General features: G+C 69.7%; 21 protein-coding genes and 1 pseudogene. 16 read left to right on the forward strand and 6 right to left on the reverse strand.

What is annotated here, in order from left to right; translation table 11 throughout:
* The first annotated feature begins 17 nt into the window (after nt 1–17).
* From G4H71_RS15835 to G4H71_RS15855, 5 genes are read left to right on the forward strand one after another with little or no spacing between them, the layout of a single operon-like run.
* Nucleotides 18–1,442 (forward strand): ABC transporter substrate-binding protein, encoded by a 1,425-nt coding sequence (locus G4H71_RS15835; RefSeq protein ID WP_072738400.1) that lies wholly within the window; start codon nt 18–20, stop codon nt 1,440–1,442.
* A 28-nt stretch (nt 1,443–1,470) separates the two neighbouring features.
* Nucleotides 1,471–3,699, forward strand: coding sequence for an ABC transporter permease (locus G4H71_RS15840; protein ID WP_072738399.1), 2,229 nt, complete (start codon nt 1,471–1,473; stop codon nt 3,697–3,699).
* Entirely contained in the window at nt 3,689–4,435 is a 747-nt protein-coding gene (locus G4H71_RS15845; RefSeq protein WP_072738398.1) for an ABC transporter ATP-binding protein, read from the forward strand. The genes G4H71_RS15840 and G4H71_RS15845 overlap by 11 nt, the downstream gene beginning before the upstream one ends.
* Complete coding sequence (locus tag G4H71_RS15850) at nt 4,432–5,190, forward strand: ABC transporter ATP-binding protein (RefSeq protein WP_072738397.1); 759 nt, start codon at nt 4,432–4,434, stop codon at nt 5,188–5,190. Before G4H71_RS15845 ends, G4H71_RS15850 begins: the two co-directional genes overlap by 4 nt.
* Nucleotides 5,191–5,192: 2 nt before the next feature.
* Nucleotides 5,193–5,552 (forward strand): hypothetical protein, encoded by a 360-nt coding sequence (locus G4H71_RS15855; RefSeq protein WP_072738396.1) that lies wholly within the window; start codon nt 5,193–5,195, stop codon nt 5,550–5,552.
* On the opposite strand, the gene G4H71_RS22815 is transcribed toward G4H71_RS15855, so the two are convergent.
* Both G4H71_RS22815 and G4H71_RS22915 read right to left on the reverse strand, forming a co-directional pair.
* The gene (locus G4H71_RS22815) at nt 5,519–5,812 is read right to left on the reverse strand and encodes a hypothetical protein (protein WP_185284896.1); all 294 of its coding nucleotides are present in this window, start codon (nt 5,810–5,812) and stop codon (nt 5,519–5,521) included. The two genes, G4H71_RS15855 and G4H71_RS22815, sit on opposite strands and share 34 nt — an antisense overlap.
* A gap of 52 nt (nt 5,813–5,864) precedes the next feature.
* Nucleotides 5,865–6,284 (reverse strand): annotated as a pseudogene (locus tag G4H71_RS22915) (oxygenase MpaB family protein); the annotation flags it as partial.
* Between G4H71_RS22915 and G4H71_RS22820 the strand changes: the two are divergent.
* The gene (locus G4H71_RS22820) at nt 6,198–6,566 is read left to right on the forward strand and encodes a hypothetical protein (RefSeq protein WP_311774403.1); all 369 of its coding nucleotides are present in this window, start codon (nt 6,198–6,200) and stop codon (nt 6,564–6,566) included. The pseudogene G4H71_RS22915 and the gene G4H71_RS22820 overlap by 87 nt on opposite strands.
* A gap of 290 nt (nt 6,567–6,856) precedes the next feature.
* On the forward strand, nt 6,857–7,471 hold the full coding sequence (locus G4H71_RS15870) for a TetR/AcrR family transcriptional regulator (protein WP_072738394.1): 615 nt from the start codon (nt 6,857–6,859) through the stop codon (nt 7,469–7,471).
* 26 nt (nt 7,472–7,497) lie between these two features.
* On the opposite strand, the gene G4H71_RS15875 is transcribed toward G4H71_RS15870, so the two are convergent.
* On the reverse strand, nt 7,498–7,890 hold the full coding sequence (locus tag G4H71_RS15875) for a VOC family protein (RefSeq protein WP_072738393.1): 393 nt from the start codon (nt 7,888–7,890) through the stop codon (nt 7,498–7,500).
* Between the two features lie 139 nt (nt 7,891–8,029).
* Between G4H71_RS15875 and G4H71_RS15880 the strand changes: the two genes are divergently transcribed.
* Entirely contained in the window at nt 8,030–9,349 is a 1,320-nt protein-coding gene (locus G4H71_RS15880) for a class I SAM-dependent methyltransferase (RefSeq protein ID WP_072738468.1), read from the forward strand.
* 37 nt (nt 9,350–9,386) lie between these two features.
* Here the strand turns inward: G4H71_RS15880 and G4H71_RS15885 are convergent, their stop codons facing one another.
* Nucleotides 9,387–10,304: a 1,4-dihydroxy-2-naphthoyl-CoA synthase gene (locus G4H71_RS15885; protein ID WP_072738392.1), complete on the reverse strand. Its 918-nt coding sequence runs from the start codon at nt 10,302–10,304 to the stop codon at nt 9,387–9,389.
* A gap of 95 nt (nt 10,305–10,399) precedes the next feature.
* Complete coding sequence (locus G4H71_RS15890; protein WP_217631318.1) at nt 10,400–10,798, reverse strand: antibiotic biosynthesis monooxygenase family protein; 399 nt, start codon at nt 10,796–10,798, stop codon at nt 10,400–10,402.
* Between the two features lie 116 nt (nt 10,799–10,914).
* Between G4H71_RS15890 and G4H71_RS15895 the strand changes: the two genes are divergently transcribed.
* Genes G4H71_RS15895 through G4H71_RS15905 form a run of 3 tightly spaced genes read left to right on the forward strand, consistent with a single transcriptional unit; the run spans nt 10,915 to nt 13,129 of the window.
* Entirely contained in the window at nt 10,915–11,565 is a 651-nt protein-coding gene (locus G4H71_RS15895) for a PaaI family thioesterase (RefSeq protein ID WP_072738466.1), read from the forward strand.
* Between the two features lie 59 nt (nt 11,566–11,624).
* Nucleotides 11,625–12,638 carry an o-succinylbenzoate synthase gene (locus G4H71_RS15900; protein WP_072738391.1) on the forward strand — a complete coding sequence of 338 codons (1,014 nt, stop codon included), beginning with the start codon at nt 11,625–11,627 and terminating at the stop codon, nt 12,636–12,638.
* 44 nt (nt 12,639–12,682) lie between these two features.
* A complete protein-coding gene (locus G4H71_RS15905) occupies nt 12,683–13,129 on the forward strand; it encodes a DUF6918 family protein (RefSeq protein WP_072738390.1) in 447 nt (148 codons plus the stop codon).
* Between the two features lie 54 nt (nt 13,130–13,183).
* On the opposite strand, the gene G4H71_RS15910 is transcribed toward G4H71_RS15905, so the two are convergent.
* Nucleotides 13,184–14,011, reverse strand: coding sequence for a siderophore-interacting protein (locus G4H71_RS15910; protein WP_072738389.1), 828 nt, complete (start codon nt 14,009–14,011; stop codon nt 13,184–13,186).
* A 125-nt stretch (nt 14,012–14,136) separates the two neighbouring features.
* Between G4H71_RS15910 and menD the strand changes: the two genes are divergently transcribed.
* The 5 genes from menD to G4H71_RS15935 all read left to right on the forward strand — a co-directional run bounded on the left by menD (nt 14,137) and on the right by G4H71_RS15935 (nt 18,859).
* Nucleotides 14,137–15,750 carry a 2-succinyl-5-enolpyruvyl-6-hydroxy-3-cyclohexene-1-carboxylic-acid synthase gene (menD, locus tag G4H71_RS15915; protein WP_072738388.1) on the forward strand — a complete coding sequence of 538 codons (1,614 nt, stop codon included), beginning with the start codon at nt 14,137–14,139 and terminating at the stop codon, nt 15,748–15,750.
* Nucleotides 15,747–16,166: a DUF3592 domain-containing protein gene (locus G4H71_RS15920; protein WP_072738387.1), complete on the forward strand. Its 420-nt coding sequence runs from the start codon at nt 15,747–15,749 to the stop codon at nt 16,164–16,166. Before menD ends, G4H71_RS15920 begins: the two co-directional genes overlap by 4 nt.
* Before the next feature lie 97 nt (nt 16,167–16,263).
* Nucleotides 16,264–17,403, forward strand: coding sequence for a glycosyltransferase family 4 protein (locus G4H71_RS15925; RefSeq protein WP_217631319.1), 1,140 nt, complete (start codon nt 16,264–16,266; stop codon nt 17,401–17,403).
* Between the two features lie 99 nt (nt 17,404–17,502).
* Nucleotides 17,503–18,150, forward strand: coding sequence for a phosphatase PAP2 family protein (locus G4H71_RS15930; protein ID WP_072738385.1), 648 nt, complete (start codon nt 17,503–17,505; stop codon nt 18,148–18,150).
* 10 nt (nt 18,151–18,160) lie between these two features.
* Nucleotides 18,161–18,859, forward strand: a complete 699-nt coding sequence (locus tag G4H71_RS15935; protein ID WP_072738384.1) for a demethylmenaquinone methyltransferase — start codon at nt 18,161–18,163, stop codon at nt 18,857–18,859.
* Nucleotides 18,860–18,863: the final 4 nt, after the last annotated feature.

Below are 18,863 nucleotides of genomic sequence, written 5' to 3' on the forward strand. Positions count from 1 at the left end.
GAAGGAGAGTCCCGACCGTGAGAAGCAACACGACAGCCCGACTGGTGGTGGCTTGCGCGACCGCCGCAGTCCTGGTCTCCGCCTGCGCCACCGACCGTGGCGACGGACCGGAGGTCACCGGGTTCGGAGCCGGCGCGGGGGAGGGCGCCGCCGCATCGACCTCCGCCGAGGATTCGTTCGGCACGCTCGCCTCGCCCTGCGGGCCGGGAGATGCCGGCGGGGCCACCGAACAGGGCGTGACGGACACCGAGATCCGGATCGGTTACGGCGACGATCGTGGGTACGTGAAGAGCCCCGGGCTCAACCGCGAGATGAGCGACGCGGTCCGCGTGATGATCGACTGGTGCAACGCGCAGGGCGGCATCAACGGGCGGAAGGTCGTGGGCACCGACTACGACGCGGCGATGACGCAGGCGAATCAGGTGATGCAGGAGGCGTGCGCGTCCGAGTTCATGATGGTCGGCCACGGATTCGCGATGGACCAGACCTCGGAGCAGACGCGGGTCGCCTGCAATCTCGCGGCGGTGCCCGGCTTCACCGTCTCGCCCGATGCCGCCAACGGCCCGATGACCTTTCAGGGAGTGCCGTTCCCCGTCGACTACGCGAACGGGTCGCAGTGGTTCCAGATGGCGCAGATGCATCCCGATCTCACGAACGACTTCGCGCTCGTCGGGTCGACGATGCCGACCATCATCTCCTCGTTGACGAAGACCGCCTCGATCGCCGAGGCCGCGGGGTTCCGGCTGAAGGACTGCGGCATCACCCTCAACTACGACGGTGAAGCGAGCTACCTACCGTTCGCGGAGAAGGTGAAGGAGTGCGGCGCGAAGGGCTTGTGGACGTCCCGATCCGCGACTCCGGCGGAACTGAACTTCTATCGGGCGGTTCAGCAGGTCGGCATCGACCCGATCATCTTCGGCGAAGCCACCTGGTACGGGGAGGCGATCGCGGAGTTCAACGCCGGTAGCGGGCTGCTCGACTCGCTCAATGCCGGGATGACGTTCCAGTTGCTCGAGAATGCCGACGAGGTTCCTGCGGTACGCGCCTACGTCGATCTGGTCTCCGCGGCGGACGGGAAGACCGCACTCCTCGGGATGCAGGCGACCTCCTCGTTCCTGCTGTGGGCCACCGCGGCGCAGACCTGCGGGTCCGATCTGACTCGCCAGTGCATGGTGACCGAGCTGTCCCGGATCGACGAATGGGACGGCGGCGGGTTGCACGCGGTGACCGATCCCGGTGCCAACATGCCGGCACGGTGCGGGCTGATGGTCGCGCTGGACGGCGCGGAGTACTCACAGGTGTTCCCCGACACCACTGCCGAATTCGAGTGTGACGACCGGTATCTGGTGGCCACCGACCCGAGCACCTGGGGTACCGAGCTGGGACCTGACCGGATCGCGACCAAGTACCTGAATCCGTCGGTCCTCACTCCGCAGGCCTGAGCCCACCGAATCCAGGAAGGGGCGCAGTATGGATACCTTCGTGACCTTCACCCTCATGGGGCTGGTCCTCGGCTCGGTGTACGCGATCGCCGCGTCCGGGCTCGTCCTCACCTACAACACGTCGGGCATCTTCAACTTCGCGCACGGTGCCCAGGCCATGCTCGGCGCATTCCTGTTCTGGCAGTTGCGGTACGGATGGGAACTTCCACTCGTCGTCTCCCTGGTGGTGGTCCTGGGCATCGTCGGCCCGGGAATGGGCTGGCTGCTGTACACCGTGATCATGCGCGGACTACGGGACACCGCCGAGGTCACCAAGATCGTGGTGACCGTCGCGGTGCTCCTCGGGATGCTCTCCGCGTCGCACTGGTTCTGGAATCCGGAGAAGGCGCGGAGCATGCAGATGTTCTTCGGGGACTCGCATCTGTCCGTGTTCGGCGCGACCCTCCGGTACCACGAACTCCTGTGCATCCTCGCCGCCGTCGCCATCGCGATCGGACTGCGCGTGCTCTTCGTCCGCACCCGCGCCGGGGTGGCGATGCGTGCGGTGGTCGACGATCCGGACCTGTTGCGGCTCAACGGTCACCGGCCGGACCGGCTCGCGGCACTGTCGTGGATGCTCGGCTCGACACTCGCGGTACTCGCAGGAATCCTGATCACTCCGATCAGCGGCGGGACGCTCGAGGCGAACATGCTCACCCTGTTGGTGATCGACGCGTTCGCCGCCGCGATGTTCGGTCGGCTGCGCAGCATTCCGCGCACCTTCGTCGGGGCCGTGATCCTGGGTCTCGCGGGCACCTATGTGCTGGCGTACTTCCCGACGACGTGGACGTGGGCGAGCAACCTGCGGGTGTCGCTGCCGATGATCGCGCTGTTCGTCGTTCTCATCGTCCTTCCTCAGGACCGGTTGCGTGGCACCCTGGTGCGGACTCGCGAGCGGTACCACGTCCCGTCGGTCCGGAAGGCGGTCGTCTGGGGTGTCGTCCTGGTGGTGGCGGTCTACCTGATCCGGTTGCTCATGGTCGACTCGGCGGTCACGACGTTCACGATCGGGATGTGTTTCGCGATCATCGCGCTCTCGCTCACCCTGCTGACCGGCTACGCGGGTGAGATGAACCTCGCCCCGGTCTCGTTCGCCGCGATCGCCACGATGGTCGCGTTCCACGTGGGGATCGACGGGAGTGGGCTGGCAGCGCGGATCGGTGTCGGGGGCGTGGTGGTCGCGGTCGTCGTGACGGCTCTCGTCGGCGGGCTCGTCGCGCTGCCCGCGCTTCGGCTGAGGGGGCTCTATCTCGCCTTGGCGACGATGGCGTTCGGAGTGTTCCTCAGCAACATGGTGCTGCGGGACACCACCGAGCGAGAGTTGTTCGGGGTGCGGTTCTCGTTGTTCACCCAGGGCTCGCTCTCGCTGCCGGCGCTGCGGATCGGGCCGCTCGACCTCGCCGATCCCACCGCGTTCCTCATGACGGTCACCGTGTTGTTCGCGATCCTGGGTGTCGTCCTGATCGCGGTGCGCAACAGCGGATACGGTCGGCGTCTCGCGGCGATGAAGGACAGCCCGGCCGCCTCGGCGATGCTGGGACAGAACCTGGTGACGCTCAAGCTCGGGGTGTTCATGGCGTCCGCGGCGATCGCGGGTCTCGGCGGGGTGTTCATGTCGATCGCGATGGGGGCGGTCTCCCTGGAGAGCTTCTCGATCACGGTGAGTCTCTCGTTGCTCATGCTGACGGTGGTCGCGGGAATCGGATATGTCAGCGGGGCACTGTTCGGCGGGATCATGGCGGGGGTCGGCTTCGCGGTGATCATGGCCTCGTTCGCCAACCTCGCCCGGGCCCAGCCGGAGCTCGAGGGGTTGTGGACGACGTTGGGGCACATCGCCGCGGTGAGCCCCGCCCTGATCGGGATCGGCGTCGGCAAGAACCCCAGTGGCATCGTCCACGACGTGATCGAGGGCTACCGGAGGGTGAGATCTCAGCGCCGTGTGCTCGTCGCCGGCGGAGCCGTCGTCGCGTTCGCGTACGCGCTGGCTCTCGGTGGACTGCTGGACAACTGGTGGTTCGCCACCATCGCGATCGTCACCGTCTTCGCTCTGCCCGTGGTGGGCGAGATGGTCGCGTCCTCCGCCGCGACGGTACGCGTGCCACCCGAACAGATCGGCCTGTCGGTCCCGTACTCCGAGCAGGTACGTGGGCAATTGGACCGGGAACTCGGAATCCCCGAGCGACGTGAGAACGAGGAGTTGGTGAAGCATGGCGGATGAACAGGATCTGCTGCTCGAAACCCGCGGGGTCACCGTCCGGTTCGGGGGCCACGTCGCCGTCGACGACGTGAGTATCGGCGTGGCGGCCGGTGCGGTCACGGGCCTGATCGGCCCCAACGGGGCCGGGAAGACGACGCTGTTCGACACGATCACCGGGCTGCGGCGGCCGACGGCCGGCCAGGTACACCTGGCCGGCCGGGACGTCACCCGGCTCGCACCGTACAAGCGGGCCGGCCGTGGACTCGCCCGCACCTTCCAGCGCCTCGAACTGTTCCTCTCCCTGTCGGTGCGGGACAACCTCAGGGTCGCCGGCGACATCCACCGCGCCGGTCGGCGGCGAGGATTCGACGTCGGGGAGCGCACGGACGAGCTTCTCGAGCTCACCGGCCTCACCGACGTCGCGGACCGGGACGTGTCGGACATCCCCACCGGGCGGGCTCGCGTCGTCGAGGTGGCGCGGGCGCTCATGACCGAGCCACGTGTGCTGCTCCTCGACGAACCGGCCTCCGGGCAGACCGAGCAGGAGACCGAGGAGTTCGCGGCCCTGCTCGGCCGACTGACGGCGAACGGACTCGGGATCTGCCTGGTCGAGCACGACATTCCGCTGGTGATGAAGGTCTGCTCGAGGGTCCACGTCCTGGACTACGGCGCAGTGCTCGCCTCCGGCACACCGCGGGAGATCCGGGAGAACCCCGCCGTGATCGCCGCCTACATCGGCACCGAGGAGACGGTATGACCGGGCACGGCGTGACGACGGCGGCGACAGCGGCAGCGGTGACAGGGGGAGCCGAATCCACGCCGATCCTCGAACTCGTCGGTGTCCGTGCCGGATACGGTCCGGTCCAGGTGTTGCACGGGATCGAGCTGGCGCTCACGCCGGGGACGGTGCTCGCCCTGCTCGGCCCGAACGGCGGCGGGAAGACCTCCACCTTGAAGGTCTGTTCGGGGTTGCTGCCGCTGACCGGAGGCGAACTGCGGCTTGCCGGGCGGGTGGTCAACGGGGTGGACCCCGGGGCGCTGGCCCGGCTCGGAATCTGTTCGATTCCGGAGGGCCGGGGAATCTTCCCCAACCTCACCGTGCGCGAGAACCTGTGGCTCGCCACCGGGACCGGGACCGGACTGGACCGACTCGAGTCGGTCGCCTACTCGCGTTTCCCGATACTGGGACAGCGCCGTGGCCAGTTGGCCGGATCGATGTCCGGTGGCGAGCAGCAGATGCTGGCACTGTCGCGAGCCCTGGCGACCGATCCCACGATTCTGCTCCTCGACGAGTTGTCGATGGGGCTGGCCCCTCGCGTCGTCGCGGAGATGTACGAGATCGTGGCACAGCTTGCGGCAGAGGGGCTCTCGATCGTGGTCGCCGAGCAGTTCGCCCGCGCCGTCCTACCCATCGCCGACACCGCGGCGCTGATCCTGCAGGGCAGGGTCGCGCGGATCGGTGCACCACTCGAGATCGACCGAGAACTGTCGACCGGATACCTAGGAGGATGACGATGACGACACTCGCAGACGAGCGCCGTGACAAGTTCGGCAGCGAAGTCGCTGCACTGCAGGTCGGTTCCACTCGGACCCGCGGCGACGTGGTGGCACGCGTCGTCGGTCTGGTCCTGCTGGTGGTCGGGGTCGTCGCGGCCTTCGTGCTGTATCTCGCGTCGCTGACCCTGACCGATCTGCGCGACCTGGCGTCGTACCAGTTGCTGGCCACCGCGTTCCTCGCGCTGGCCGTCGCCGGGGCGGCGGTGTATCTCGCCGCCGAAGTGGTCCGGGTGCTTCGGTTGTGGCTGGTGCGGCAGTTGCTCGAGAGCCGGCTGCGGGCCGATCAGCTCACCGAGGCACTGTCCACACGGGACTGACCGCGGGCGCGGGAGCCGGTTGACCGGGGCCGAGCCTCGAGTGGGCCGACGTCGGGTGTGTCGGAGCCGAAGTAGCGGGTGAGGATCCGCGCCGCGTGGCGGTCGCCGCGACGCTCGAGGTATCGGCGACCGGCGCGGAAACGGGTGAGTGTCTGATAGCGGACGACGTTCGCCGCGACGGTGCCGGGCACCGACCACGGCACCGCTCGCGGCAATTCGAGATCGCGCATTCCCGCCCGGCCGAGGAAGTACCGCAACATGCCGAGCAGCCGGGCGCGGGTGTACGCACCGCGCAGGCGGCCGAACCGGCCGAACTCGAGCTCGCGCTGGATCTCGACGACGGAATTGGCGAGCGGCGGCCCCCGCGGCGCTCACCCGGCTCTGGGTGATCAGCTGGTGGTAGTTGAAGCGGTGCTGCTCCCACTCGGAGTCACACAGCCAGTCCTCGTCGACCCCCATCAGCCAGCCGATGTACTTCCACAGGTGCATGATCGCCGCGGAGTCCGCCGCCGGGACTCGCACGCCGAGCAGCCGCACACCCAGGAGCAGTACGCCACTGAAGAGACCGAGGGTGGCGGCCTGGTCCGACTGGTTGATCGGCAGCCCCCACCTCCGGGTGTCCCACCGACCGTTGGTCTCGAACTGGTGGTTGACCAGCGCGTGCATGACCCGGACGTGCACGGTGAGGGCGAAACCCTCGCCGTCGCGGCGCATCGCCCCGGGCTGAGCGATGGCAACCGTCCACTTCTGGGTTTCGCCGAGACGTCGGCGAGTCGTGTTCCCGGTGAGTCCACCCGTCTCGACCAGCAGGTCGGTCGGCCCGCCGTAGCGATAGCCGTTGATCAGCGACAACTGCAGCAGCACGTCGGCGGAAGCGGGGCCGAGGCGGCGCAACGCCCGGCCACCGGCTTCGAGGAGATCCGGGTCGACCCAGTCCGGCACCTCGTCGACGACGGCGAAGAACTGGCGCAGCGGTGCGGGGGCGTCGGGGACGCCGTCGATTCCGGCTCGTAAGGCCTGGTGGAACTGCCGCATCGAGACCCGGTCGGGTCCGTCCGAGCGCATCGCACGGACGAGAGCCGCGGCGGCCTCGTCCCTCGCGAACAGACGACGCCCGATCGTGTCGATCACGGCCGGGTCCGGGGTGGACTGCCGTGTGATCAACGCCAGTGCCCGCCCCCGCTTGCGGTTGTCGGCCTCGCCCTCGCGGAACCGTTCCGGGTACGGCGTTGTGATCTGTGTCATCATGTGTCGATGCTGTCACCGTTCGGAATTCGCATTCAATTCGCATTTCGGACTCGGTGATGGGCGACTCGTCGACGGCGCCGCGCAAGCGCCCGAAACAGGAACGGTCGCGCGCGACCGTGGAGCGGATCCTCGCCGCCGGACAGCGCTGTCTCGCCGAGCACGGGTACGAGGGCACGTCGACCAACCGGATCGCGGACGCGGCGGGAATCAGCCCGGGGTCGCTGTACCAGTACTTCCCCAACAAGGACGCGGTGGTCGTCGCGGTGATCGACCGTTTCACCGACGCGCTGACCGCCCAGATCGCGCGCGATCTCGCCGCCCGCCTGGATCAGCCTCCCGCGCAGGCCGTCCGCACGACGATCGAGTCGCTGCTGGACGCGCTCGACGTCCATCCGGAGTTCGTCCGGGTCGCGTTCGAACAGACCGAGCGGCTGCAGTACGGACGCAAGCTCGCCGCGTTCGAGCATCGCATCGAGGAACTGACCACCGCGTATCTCCTGCTGCACGGAGACCGTTCGCGGTCGGCGGCCGAGCGGGAGGCGGCGGTGTGGATCGTGGTGCGGGCAGTCGGCGACCTCACGGTCCGCTACGCGCTCGAGCGGCCGGAGATCAGCAGGGAGGACTTTCTTTCCGCATTCACTCGTCTCGTACTCGCATATTTCCCGGAGTGAGTGCCGGGCGCGCGTGCGGCGCTCGACTAGTCGGTGGCGGTGCGGGAGTCGCGGCGGATCGGATGGTCGGCGGGAATCTCGACCAGGACGATCGGGATTCCGTCCGGGTCCGCGATCCACATCTCGTGCAGGCCCCACGGCTCCTGGCGCGCCTCGCGAACGATCTTCACACCGGCGAGAACCAGCTCGGTCTGGGCTGCGGTGAGATCGCGCACCTGCATCCACAGGGCGCCGTCGAACCGGGCCTGCTGCTCCGATCCGCCGTGCGCGGCCACCTCGATCAGACCCTGTCCCGCGAAGAACACCGTCCCGCCGGGATACTCGCGGGCGATGGCGAGGCCGAGCACGTCGCGGTAGAAGCCGAGAGTCGCCGAATAGTCCTCGGGCCGCAGTATGGTTCGACTGCTGAGGATCTCCACGTCTGTCCACCTTCTCGCCGTTCGAGTGTTTCGACAGTACATCGTGGCAGGCGTGTCCGATTCCGGACCGGCTTTCCGGATTCGCTTCCAGGTGCCGTTTCGAGGCCGTGAGCCACCGCCGGTTGCTAGCGTGTCGGACGTGGGCGGGGCGGCCGGGAAGATCCTGGCGACGTTCGAGGACGTCGTCGGAATCGCACTGCCCGTGCGGGTCCGGGCCTGGGACGGCTCGCAGGCGGGCCCCACCGACAGCCCGGCTCGTGTCACCTTCCGTAACCGCCGTGCGCTGCGCCGTGTCCTGTGGTCGCCGAACGAACTCGGAGTCGCCCGCGCCTACGTCTCGGGTGACCTCGAGGTGGACGGGGACATCTACGCACTGCTGGACGTGCCGGACCTCGTCGAACGCATCGGCGCGCATCGGAGTCGAGAGACGGGGCTCCGCACGCTGGCCCGCGCCGGGGGCACATTCGTCCGGTTGGGCGCGGTCGGTCCGCCCCCGAAACCACCCACGGTGGAGATGCGTGGCCGTCGCGGACTACGCCACACGCGCGCTCGCGACGCCGCATCGGTCACCCATCACTACGACGTCGGCAACGAGTTCTACCGGCTGTTCCTCGGTCCGACCATGGTGTATTCGTGCGCCTACTGGTCGCCGGGGGCCGCCACGCTCGAGGACGCCCAGGCCGCCAAGAACGAAGTGGTCTGCCGCAAGCTCGGGTTGCGGCCCGGCATGCGTCTTCTCGACGTCGGCTGCGGGTGGGGGTCGATGGTCCTCCATGCGGCCCGGCACCACGGAGTCGACGCGGTGGGCATCACCCTCAGCGGCGAGCAACTGGAGCTCGCCCGGCGCCGGGTCGCCGACGCCGGCCTGAGCGACCGGGTGGAGATCCGTCAGCAGGACTACCGTGAACTCGACGACGCACCCTACGACGCGATCTCGAGCATCGGCATGTCCGAACACGTCGGGGTGAGCCGCCTCGTCGACTATGCGGGCATCCTGCACGATCACCTGCGCCCGGGCGGTCGCCTGCTCAACCATGCGATCGCCTCGGTGAAGCCTCTGCCCGACACCCCGTCCCGCGCCCCGAGTTTCATCGACCGCTACGTGTTCCCGGACGGCGAGATCCTGCCGGTCAGCGCCGTGGTCGACGCACTCGAACGCGGCGGGCTCGAGATCCGGGACACCGAATCCCTACGCGAGCACTACGCACTCACCCTGCGGGCCTGGGTGGCGTCGCTGCGCGAATCCTACGACCGGGCGGTGGATCTGGTGGGTGCCGAGCGCGCCCGCACCTGGCTGCTGTATCTGGCAGCGAGCGCGCTCGGCTTCGAATACCCGTACCGGCTCTCGGTGCACCAGGTCCTCGCCGTCCGCCCGGACGCGTCGGGTGCGAGCGGAATGGCACGCACCCGGGACGGGTGGTACCGCGACGATCCCGGGCATGGTCGGGATCGGCCCTAGTTCGGAAGGAGACCCGTAGTTCGGGCGAAGACACAGCTCAGAAATACCAGGGGTAGGGCTTCCAGTCCGGTTCTCGCTTCTCCAGGAACGAGTCCCTGCCCTCGACCGCCTCGTCGGTCATGTACGCCATCCGGGTCGCCTCCCCGGCGAACAACTGCTGACCCACCAGCCCGTCGTCGGAGAGATTGAACGCGTACTTGAGCATTCGCTGCGCCTGGGGCGACTTCCCGAGGATCTTCTGCCCCCACGCGATGCCCTCGTCCTCGAGTTCGGCGTGGTCGACGACCCGGTTGACCGCACCCATGTGGTGCATGTCCTCGGCCGTGTACGTGTCACCGAGGAAGAAGATCTCCCTGGCGAACTTCTGGCCGACCATCTTCGCGAGATATGCGCTCCCGTAACCGCCGTCGAAACTGCCCACGTCGGCATCGGTCTGCTTGAACCGTGCGTGCTCGCGGCTCGCCAGCGTCAGATCGCAGGTCACGTGCAGGCTGTGCCCGCCACCCGCGGCCCACCCGTTGACCAGGGCGATGACGACCTTGGGCATGAACCGGATGAGGCGCTGGACCTCGAGGATGTGCAGCCGGCCGGCCCGAGCCTTGTCCACCGTGTCCGCCGTCTCGCCTGCCCGGCCGGTCACGGCGTCCTGCTCGGTGTACTGGTAGCCGCTGCGTCCACGGATTCGCTGGTCACCTCCGGAACAGAACGCCCACCCGCCGTCCTTGGGGCTGGGCCCGTTACCGGTGAGGAGTACCGCCCCCACGTCGGAGGTCGTCCGGGCGTGGTCGAGGGCCTGGTACAGCTCGTCGACGGTGTGCGGGCGGAACGCGTTGCGCACCTCGGGGCGATCGAAGGCGACACGCACGATCCCGTCGCTCACGTGCCGGTGATAGGTGATGTCGGTGAGGTTCTCGAACCCCGGGACGGGGCGCCAGTGCTGAGGGTTGAAGGTCACGCCCCGAGGATAGGCGTCCCACCCCGGGGTTCGAGCGTGCCGTCCGGCGGTCCGTGCGTCGGCGTCTCGGCTCGTGTGTCGGCTCGGCTCGTGTCTCAGTCCGTGCGCCGCGGTCCCGGTGCGACCTTCCTGGCGACGGTGAAGCGTGGTGCCGCCGTCATCCGGGGCTCGGCGGTACCGGACACCGCGGCGAGCGCGGCCTCGATCGCCGCGATTCTCCCGGCGGTGTCCGAGTTCTCCTCGAAGCGACGGAAGTCCTCCGCGCTGCGCCACTGTACGAGGTTGTAGACCCGGGTGCCGGCCAGGTCGGCGAACAACGTCGCGCTCACGTACCCGGGATGGAACCGGACCCAGCGCTCCTGGATACGTGCGAATTCGTCGATCAGCTCGCGTTGTGTGCGCGTGCCGTCGACGGCGTAGTCGATGACGGAGTAGAGCCCGGAGTCGTAGAACCCGGAGTCGGATATGCGATCGAGCTCGTTGTCGTCGGTCACGGTGCTCCCTTCGATCGGTCGGATCCCCATCGTCGAACCTCGAGTGCGGTCGAGGTCAAGGGCGCACGGTGGCCGATGGATGCGGATTCTCCGGACGGGGGTTTACGGTGCTGGGTATGACACAGCACGGCGAGTCGGCCGGTGAGACGGTACGCGAGGACGACGAGTACGAACACCACGGTGGATTTCCCAAGTTCGCTCCCGTCGCGGCGGGGCCCGACTGGCCGCGGTTCGTCGCCGCGATGCGGGATCTGCAGGACCGGGCGGTGTCGGTGAACGTGCCCGACGACGTCCTCGCCGAGGTGTCGGACCGGGTCGAGGAACTCGTCGACACGCTCAGCCCCTATATCGTCCCCGAGGGGCAGTCGCCGTCGGGCCGGGCGATAGAACTGCCCGGGCGTGGGTCGCTGTTGATGTTGCCGTGGACGATCGAGAAGTTCGGCCCGGAGGGAGTGCGCAGCCGCGGAGTGTTCCGCCGATTCCACCTCGGGGGCAACGGCGCGGCGCACGGCGGCACCCTGCCGCTGCTGTTCGACGACATGATGGGCATGATCGTGCACGCCTACGGCCGGCCGATCAGCCGCACCGCCTACCTGCATGTGAACTACCGTGCGATCACCCCGCTCGACACCGAACTCACCGTCGAGGGATCGGTGGACCGCGTCGAGGGCCGCAAGACCTATGTCACGGCACGGCTGATGCACGGGGACACGCTCCTCGCGGACTGCGAGGCCCTGATGCTCGAGCTACTTCCCGGCCAGGCGTGAGCCGGGTACCGGAACCGGGTGCCGGGCCGTCGAGGGAGCCTGGGCCTGAGCCGGCGGCAGTGTCGGCACTGCCCTCGGTCGATGACATCCTCGCCGACGCCGTCGTCGTGAGCCTGCCGATGCGGGTGCGGTTCCGGGGCATCACCACCCGTGAAGCGGTGCTGCTCCGAGGTCCGGCGGGATGGGGTGAGTTCGCGCCGTTCGTGGAGTACGACGACGACGAGGCGGCCCACTGGTTGCAGGCCGGGCTCGAAGCGGCCTGGCTCGGCCCGCCCGCACCCGTGCGCACGCGGGTCCCCGTCAACGCCACCGTCCCCGCCGTCCCCGCCCACGACGTCGCGGAGGTGCTGTCCCGGTTCCCCGGGGCACTCGCCGCGAAGGTGAAAGTGGCCGAGCCGGGCCGTGATCCGGCCGAGAACCTCGCGCGGGACCTCGCGCGCGTGCGGGCGGTGCGCGAACTCGTGCCACACGTGCGGGTCGACGCCAACGGTGGGTGGTCGGTGGACGAGGCGGTCCACGCGCTCACCGCGCTCACCGCCGACGGTCCGCTCGAATACGCCGAACAGCCGTGCGCCCGGGTGGAGGAACTGGTCGAGGTCCGACGCCGGCTCCCCGGCGTGCGTATCGCCGCGGACGAGAGCATCCGGAAGGTGTCGGATCCGCTGCGGGTGGTGCGTGCCGGCGCCGCGGACGTCGCGGTGGTCAAGGTTCCCCCGCTCGGCGGAATGCGGAACGTGGTGGCCCTCGCGGAACAACTGAGCGGGTACGGGGTTCCCGTCGTGGTGTCGAGCGCACTCGACACTGCCGTCGGGATGTCCGCGGGACTCGCTGCCGCAGCGGCCCTTCCGGAACTCCCGTACGCCTGCGGGCTGGCCACCGGGCGATTGTTCCACCACGACGTCGCGCCCGGGGAGGGCGTCCGGGACGGGTCCACGAGTACTGGTACGGTCGTACCGGACTCGGCTCGATTGCGCGAACTGGCGGCATCGGAGGAACGTGCCCGATGGTGGCTCGACCGAGTGCGGCGGTGCCGCGAAGTTCTGGCCGGGCGCGAAGCCGGACTTTTCGTATAGTGTCTGCCGGACCGGTACTCACAGCCGATACGGAGGCATTGAAAGTGGTTGCAGCTCTGAAAGAAACCCTGCTCGACGAGTCGCGTACGACCGAGGTCGTCGCGGACGTCCAGGCTCTGATCGACGCAGAGGTTTCGGACAAGTCGGGAGCGTCGGGGCTGGCCCTCAAGGGTGGCTACGCGGCGGTGAAGAAGGTCGGGCCGTCCATCGTGCCCGACGCGATCGAAGGATTGCTGCCGGCATTCGTCGAGAAGCTCGAGCCGTTCTGGCAGGAGTTCGCGGCGTCGGGAGAGGGCTCGTTCGCGCAGTTCCTCACCGCGCGTGGCGAGACCGTCTCCCACGCCCTGCTCGGGGTGACCGACGAGCGGATCGAGGGCACCGACCGCGGTGCCGTCAAGAAGGTCTATTCCTCGTTGCGCCCGTCCGCCCAGAAGCACGTCGCGGAAGCACTGCCGCGCCTGGGTGATCTGGTGCAGAAGTACGCGGGCTGATCGAGCGAGATCTCGTGCGGGGCGTCACCGGATTCCGGTGGCGCCCCGCCCTCGTCAGTAGGCGGCCTGGCCGTACCGCCAGTAGCCGGTGAAGGCGATGTCGCTCTTGGGCACCGAACGATCGTTGACCAGGTGTCGGCGCAGCCCGGTCGCCAGTTCGGATTCGCCTGCCACGTACGTGTACGACGGGCCGGACGGCAGGGAAGCGTCCCGCACCGCGTCGAGGGCCAGGACTCCGGGACGAGCCTGCTCGTCCTCGCGCACCAGCCAGTGCACCGCCGCTCCGGCGGGGGCGTCGAGCTCCTGCCGGTCCCGCTCGTCGGGGATCTCCACGAACACCTCCGCGCGGAGATCTCGCGGCGCCGACCGGAGGATGCCCGCGATGGCCGGGAGGGCGCTCTCGTCGCCGACGAGCAGCTGCCAACGGTCGTCGGCGGGTGGGTGGTAGATCAGGCCCTCGTCGAGCAGGCCCACCTCGTCTCCCTCGGTGGCGGCTCCGGCCCACGCCGACGCGGGGCCGATGTCACCGTGATAGGCGAAGTCGATGTCGATCTCCGCCGCGTCACCGTGGATTCCGCTCCCGGCCGGGCGCAGCTCGCGGATCGTGTAGTTGCGCAGGATCGGCCGGAGCGACGCCGGGATGAGCTTGAACTGTGCGTACCAGAGGCTCCCCGAGCTGCCCGGCAGCCGGAACTCGGCCTGTCCCGGGGCGGGGAAGAAGAAGCGGAACCAGTGATCCGCGCCCATCGGCGCGATCGAGTCCAGCTCGGGACCGGCGACGGTGACCCGGAAGAAGCTGGGGCTGATCCGCTCCGATGCCACCACCCGCGCGCGGGTGACACTCCTGGCCTGTGGCTTGACGAACTTGGTACGTGCGGCCATGAGAGGGACGGGCTCCTCGAGGTCGGGGACGGGTTGTAGGCAACCCTAACCTGCTTCGGCCGCTGCGGCATCGCCGTAGCGGGGCGGCGCGGCACCGTGCACGGCGGTCTGACAATCTTGACTGCGTGAACCCGTCCACAGCGCAGGCCACCGCCGTCGTCGACGAACTGATCCGCGGCGGCGTGCGGGAAGCCGTCCTCTGCCCCGGCTCGCGCAACGCGCCGTTGTCCTTCGCGCTGCAGAAGGCGGACACGGAGGGCCGGTTGCGCCTGCACATGCGTATCGACGAGCGCACTGCCGGGTTCCTCGCGCTCGGACTTTCCGTCGCGAGTCGCCGGCCGGTGCCGATCGTGATGACCTCGGGAACAGCGGTCGCCAATCTCGGCCCCGCGGTACTCGAAGCCAACTATGCGCGCGTGCCGCTCGTCGTCGTCAGTGCGAACCGGCCGTACGAGTTGCTCGGTACCGGAGCCAACCAGACGATCGAGCAGTTCGGTCTGTTCGGGACCCAGGTGCGCGCGACCATCAGCCTCGGCTTGGCCGAGGACGACATCGAGCAGAACAGCCAGTGGCGATCGGCGGTGTGCCGGGTCCTCGCCGCCGCTCGCGGTACCCGATCCGGCAACGCCGGACCGGTGCAGTTCGACATCCCGCTCCGGGAGCCCCTCGTCCCCGACGTCCACACCCAGGGCCCGGTGCCCGAGGGTCGGCCGGACGGCGCGGCGTGGACCACCACCGAGCACGCGACCCTCGACGTCCCGATGGACCTCGACGTCGCCGCGGACACCATCGTCATCTCGGGGCACGGGTCCGCGTTGCGGCCGGAACTCGCCGCCCTGCCGACGGTCGCCGAGCCCACCGCCCCGCTGCACGGCGTACCCGTCCATCCGATGGCGCTGCCACAGCTCGCGCCGAGGCAGGCGGTCATCACCGGGCGGCCCACCCTGCACCGGTCGGTGGCCAAGCTGCTCGCCGATCCCGCCGTCGCGGTGTACGCGCTCACCACCGGCCCCCGCTGGCCCGACGTGTCCGGCAACGTCGTCGCCACCGGTACCCGCGCGCTGGTGTCGGGCACACCGGACCCGGCGTGGGTGCACCGCTGCCGCACCCTCTCGGCCAGCGCCGACCGGGCGGTACGCGACCAGCTCGCGGGTCACTCGCGGCCGACCGGCCTGCACGTGGCGGCCGTCGTCACCGACGCGCTCGGCCCGGGCGACCAACTGCTGCTCGGGGCATCCAACCCGGTCCGGGACGCCGCACTCGTCGGCTACCCGCGGCCCGAGGTCCGGGTGCTCTCGAACCGGGGCGTCGCCGGGATCGACGGCACCGTGTCCTCGGCGGTGGGCGCCGCGCTCGCCCACGACGGGCGGACCGTCGCCCTCCTCGGCGACCTGACGTTCCTGCACGACGCCTCGGGCCTACTCATCGGCACCGGGGAACCGCGGCCGCGGGACCTGACCATCGTCGTCGCGAACGACGACGGCGGCGGCATCTTCGAACTCCTCGAGCAGGGTGATCCGCAGTACTCCGGGGTCTTCGAGAGGATCTTCGGTACCCCGCACGGCATGGATCTCGCCGCTCTCTGCGCCGCGTACCGGATCGAGCACCGACTCGTCGACCCGGCAGGTCTCGCCGCGGCGCTGGTGCCCGGCGCACCGGCCGGGATCCGCGTTCTCGAGGTCGCCACCGAGCGATCCGGTCTGCGCGAGCTGCACGCGTCCGTGCGGGCCCAGCTGTGACCGCGACCGTCGCCCGACGGGTGCGGCGGGGGGTCCTCGTCGTCGCCGTCGGTGTGTCCGTGCTCGCGGTGCTGCTCGTACTCGGGGCCTGGCGCAACGACCGGACCATCGAGTCGGACATGGGTGTGGCCACCGGTGAGGTCCTCTCGGCCGGCTCGCTGCGCTCGGCCGTCAGCTTCGTCACCCCCGACGGCGTCACCCACAACCCCGAACTCGGAGTGCTCTACCCGACCCGGCTGACGGTCGGTCAGCGGATCGACGTCGAGTACGCACGCAGCGACCCCGACCTGGTGCGGGTCGCCGGACGCGATGCGAGCGTCGCCGTCGTGCCTGCCGGTTCGATCATCGTCGTGACCTGGCTGATCGCCGCTCCGGCCTGCTGGTATCTGCGGCGCAGGGGCCAGGAGCAGGCGTGAGCGGGCACCTCCGGGACAACCACCCGTTCGCCTGATCTTCGCCGGACCGTCACGTGGTTCTCCACCCGGCGACCCCGGGCCCTGTCACGCTGACAGCGTGAGAGTAGCGATCGTCGCGGAATCGTTCCTGCCCAACATGAACGGCGTCACCCACTCTGTTCTGCGGGTCCTCGACCATCTCGCACGCACCGGGCACGAGGCGCTCGTCGTCGCGCCGGACACGGTCGACGGACCGGCCGCCCCGATCGAGCACGCCGGTGTTCCCGTACTGAGGGTGCCCGCTGTCATGGTGCCCAAGGTGAGTTCGCTTCCGGTCGGGCTGCCGCAGCCGCGGTTGACCGCACAACTGCGTGACTTCGACCCCGACGTCGTCCACCTGGCTTCACCGTTCCTCCTCGGGGCGGGCGGCCTCGGGGTGGCGCGCCGCCTCGACGTCCCCGCGATCGGTGTGTACCAGACCGACGTCGCAGGATTCGCTGCGAGCTACGGGCTGGGCGTCACGAGCCGGGCCGCGTGGGCGTGGACCCGCCGGATCCACAAGGGGTGTGCCCGCACGCTCGCGCCGTCGACGTCCGCCGTCGACGCTCTCGAACGTCACGGCGTCCCGCGGGTGCACACCTGGGCCCGGGGAGTCGACGCGCTCCGTTTCGCCCCCTCCCGGCGCGACACCTACCTGCGGGAGCGATGGACCGCCGACCCGGATCGGTTGGTGGTGGGATTCGTCGGACGGCTGGCACCGGAAAAGCACGTCGAGCGACTGGCCGCGCTCGACGGCAGGGCCGACGTGCAGTTGGTGATCGTCGGCGACGGGCCCGAACGCGCCCGGCTCGAACGGATGATGCCGAACGCGGTGTTCGCCGGACACCTCGGTGGCACCGAACTGGCGGAGGCGTACGCATCGCTCGACGTCTTCGTCCATCCCGGTGAGCACGAGACCTTCTGCCAGGCCGTTCAGGAGGCGCTCGCCAGTGGTGTCCCGGTGATCGGGCCCGACGCGGGCGGCCCGCGTGACCTGGTGTCGCACTGCCGCAACGGCTACCTGCTTCCGGTGGACCGATTCGCCGAGCTGCTCCCCAGTGCCGTCGGGGCACTGCGCGACCCACGGTCGAGGGCCCGCTTCGGCGAGTCCGCGCGCCGCTCGGTTCTCCACCGGACCTGGCCCGCGGTGTGTGAACAACTGCTCGGGCACTACCGCGAGGTGGCCTCGGCGCCGGAGGAGTATCGGCGCGTGGCCTGACGGCCCGACCAGGCGCGATCGCCGGACCGGCCGGCAGGGCGCAGCCCCTCGGGAGACGGGGGCGTCGGCGGATCCGGCGAGGTTCGTACTGTCGGGGGCATGCTTTCCCGTACCTTCGCCGCGGCCGCGGTCCTCGTCGTCGCCGCGTTCGTCCTCGTCGGCCTGTTCCTCGCACTGGCCGATCCGAGCGGTGCCCTCTATCGCGGAGTCGTTCCCCACACGGCGCAGCTGCCGGGCATCGGCTACCTCGCCGAGGCGGGCGTCCTCGCGTTGATCGGGCTGTTCGCCGTCGCCGCGTGGCGGGTACGTCGTGGTCACCCTGCGCGGCGGGCCGCGGTGGTGACCGGGGCGTGCGGGGTCCTGGTCGCGTACGCCGCGAGCGAGCTGCTGAAGATGTTCCTCACCGAGGAGCGGCCCTGCCGCGCGGAGCTCGCACTTCCGGTGTGTCCGGAAGCGGGGGACTGGTCCTTTCCGAGCAACCACGCCGTCATCGCCTTCGGGCTCGCGACGGCCGTGACGATCCTCGTGCCACGGTTCGCGTGGGCCGCGCTGCCACTGGCCGCCGTGGTGGCGGCGGGACGGGTCCTGCAGGGGGTGCACTATCCCCACGACGTGCTCGCCGGGTCGGTGCTCGGCATCTCGGTGACTCTCGCCGTCGCGGTGGCCGCGACCCCACCGCTGGGCGCGATCGTGCGTCGACGGACCGGCTCGACCAGCCGCCGCAACGCCGCCGCGGCGCGTTGGTAGCGTCTGTCCCGTGGCAACTACACCTGGCTCCCGGGCGACTCTCGAGAAGGATCCGCACGAGGTCGCATCGATGTTCGACGGCGTCGCGAAGCGCTACGACCTGACGAACACCGTGCTCTCGTTCGGCCAGGACCGGGGCTGGCGCAAGGCCACGCGTGAGGCGCTGGACCTGCAGCCGGGGGAGAAGGTGCTCGATCTCGCCGCCGGGACCGGAGTGTCGACGGTGGAGCTGTCCCGCTCCGGCGCCTGGTGCGTGGCCACCGACTTCTCGCAGGGCATGCTGAAGGCCGGGGTCTCCCGGCGGGTGCCGATGGTGGCCGGCGATGCCATGCACCTGCCGTACGCCGACGCCGTCTTCGATGCCGCGACCATCTCGTTCGGTCTGCGGAACGTCTCCGATTTCCGTGCCGGGCTCCGGGAGATCGCGCGGGTGACCAAGCCCGGCGGCCGCCTCGTCGTGTGCGAGTTCTCCACGCCGGTGCTGGCGCCTTTCCGCACCGTGTACATGGAGTACCTGATGAAGGCGCTGCCCCGGGTCGCGCGGGCCGTCAGCAGCAATCCCGACGCCTACGTCTACCTCGCGGAGTCGATCCGGGCCTGGCCGACGCAGGAGGAGCTGGCCCGGACCATCGCCGAGGCCGGCTGGTCCGGCGTGCAGTGGCAGAACCTCACGGGCGGCGTCGTGGCGCTGCACCGCGCGACCCGCTGACCCT

This window comes from Rhodococcus triatomae (assembly GCF_014217785.1).
Classification (GTDB): domain Bacteria; phylum Actinomycetota; class Actinomycetes; order Mycobacteriales; family Mycobacteriaceae; genus Rhodococcus_F; species Rhodococcus_F triatomae.

Coding starts and splice junctions, on each gene's coding strand:
- G4H71_RS15850 (WP_072738397.1), top strand. CDS start 4,432: ATGACCGGGCACGGCGTGACGACGGCGGCGACAGCGGCAGCGGTGACA.
- G4H71_RS15895 (WP_072738466.1), top strand. CDS start 10,915: ATGACACAGCACGGCGAGTCGGCCGGTGAGACGGTACGCGAGGACGAC.
- G4H71_RS15855 (WP_072738396.1), top strand. CDS start 5,193: ATGACGACACTCGCAGACGAGCGCCGTGACAAGTTCGGCAGCGAAGTC.
- G4H71_RS15870 (WP_072738394.1), top strand. CDS start 6,857: ATGGGCGACTCGTCGACGGCGCCGCGCAAGCGCCCGAAACAGGAACGG.
- G4H71_RS15910 (WP_072738389.1), bottom strand. CDS start 14,011: ATGGCCGCACGTACCAAGTTCGTCAAGCCACAGGCCAGGAGTGTCACC.
- G4H71_RS15840 (WP_072738399.1), top strand. CDS start 1,471: ATGGATACCTTCGTGACCTTCACCCTCATGGGGCTGGTCCTCGGCTCG.
- G4H71_RS22815 (WP_185284896.1), bottom strand. CDS start 5,812: ATGTTGCGGTACTTCCTCGGCCGGGCGGGAATGCGCGATCTCGAATTG.
- G4H71_RS15930 (WP_072738385.1), top strand. CDS start 17,503: ATGCTTTCCCGTACCTTCGCCGCGGCCGCGGTCCTCGTCGTCGCCGCG.
- G4H71_RS15845 (WP_072738398.1), top strand. CDS start 3,689: ATGGCGGATGAACAGGATCTGCTGCTCGAAACCCGCGGGGTCACCGTC.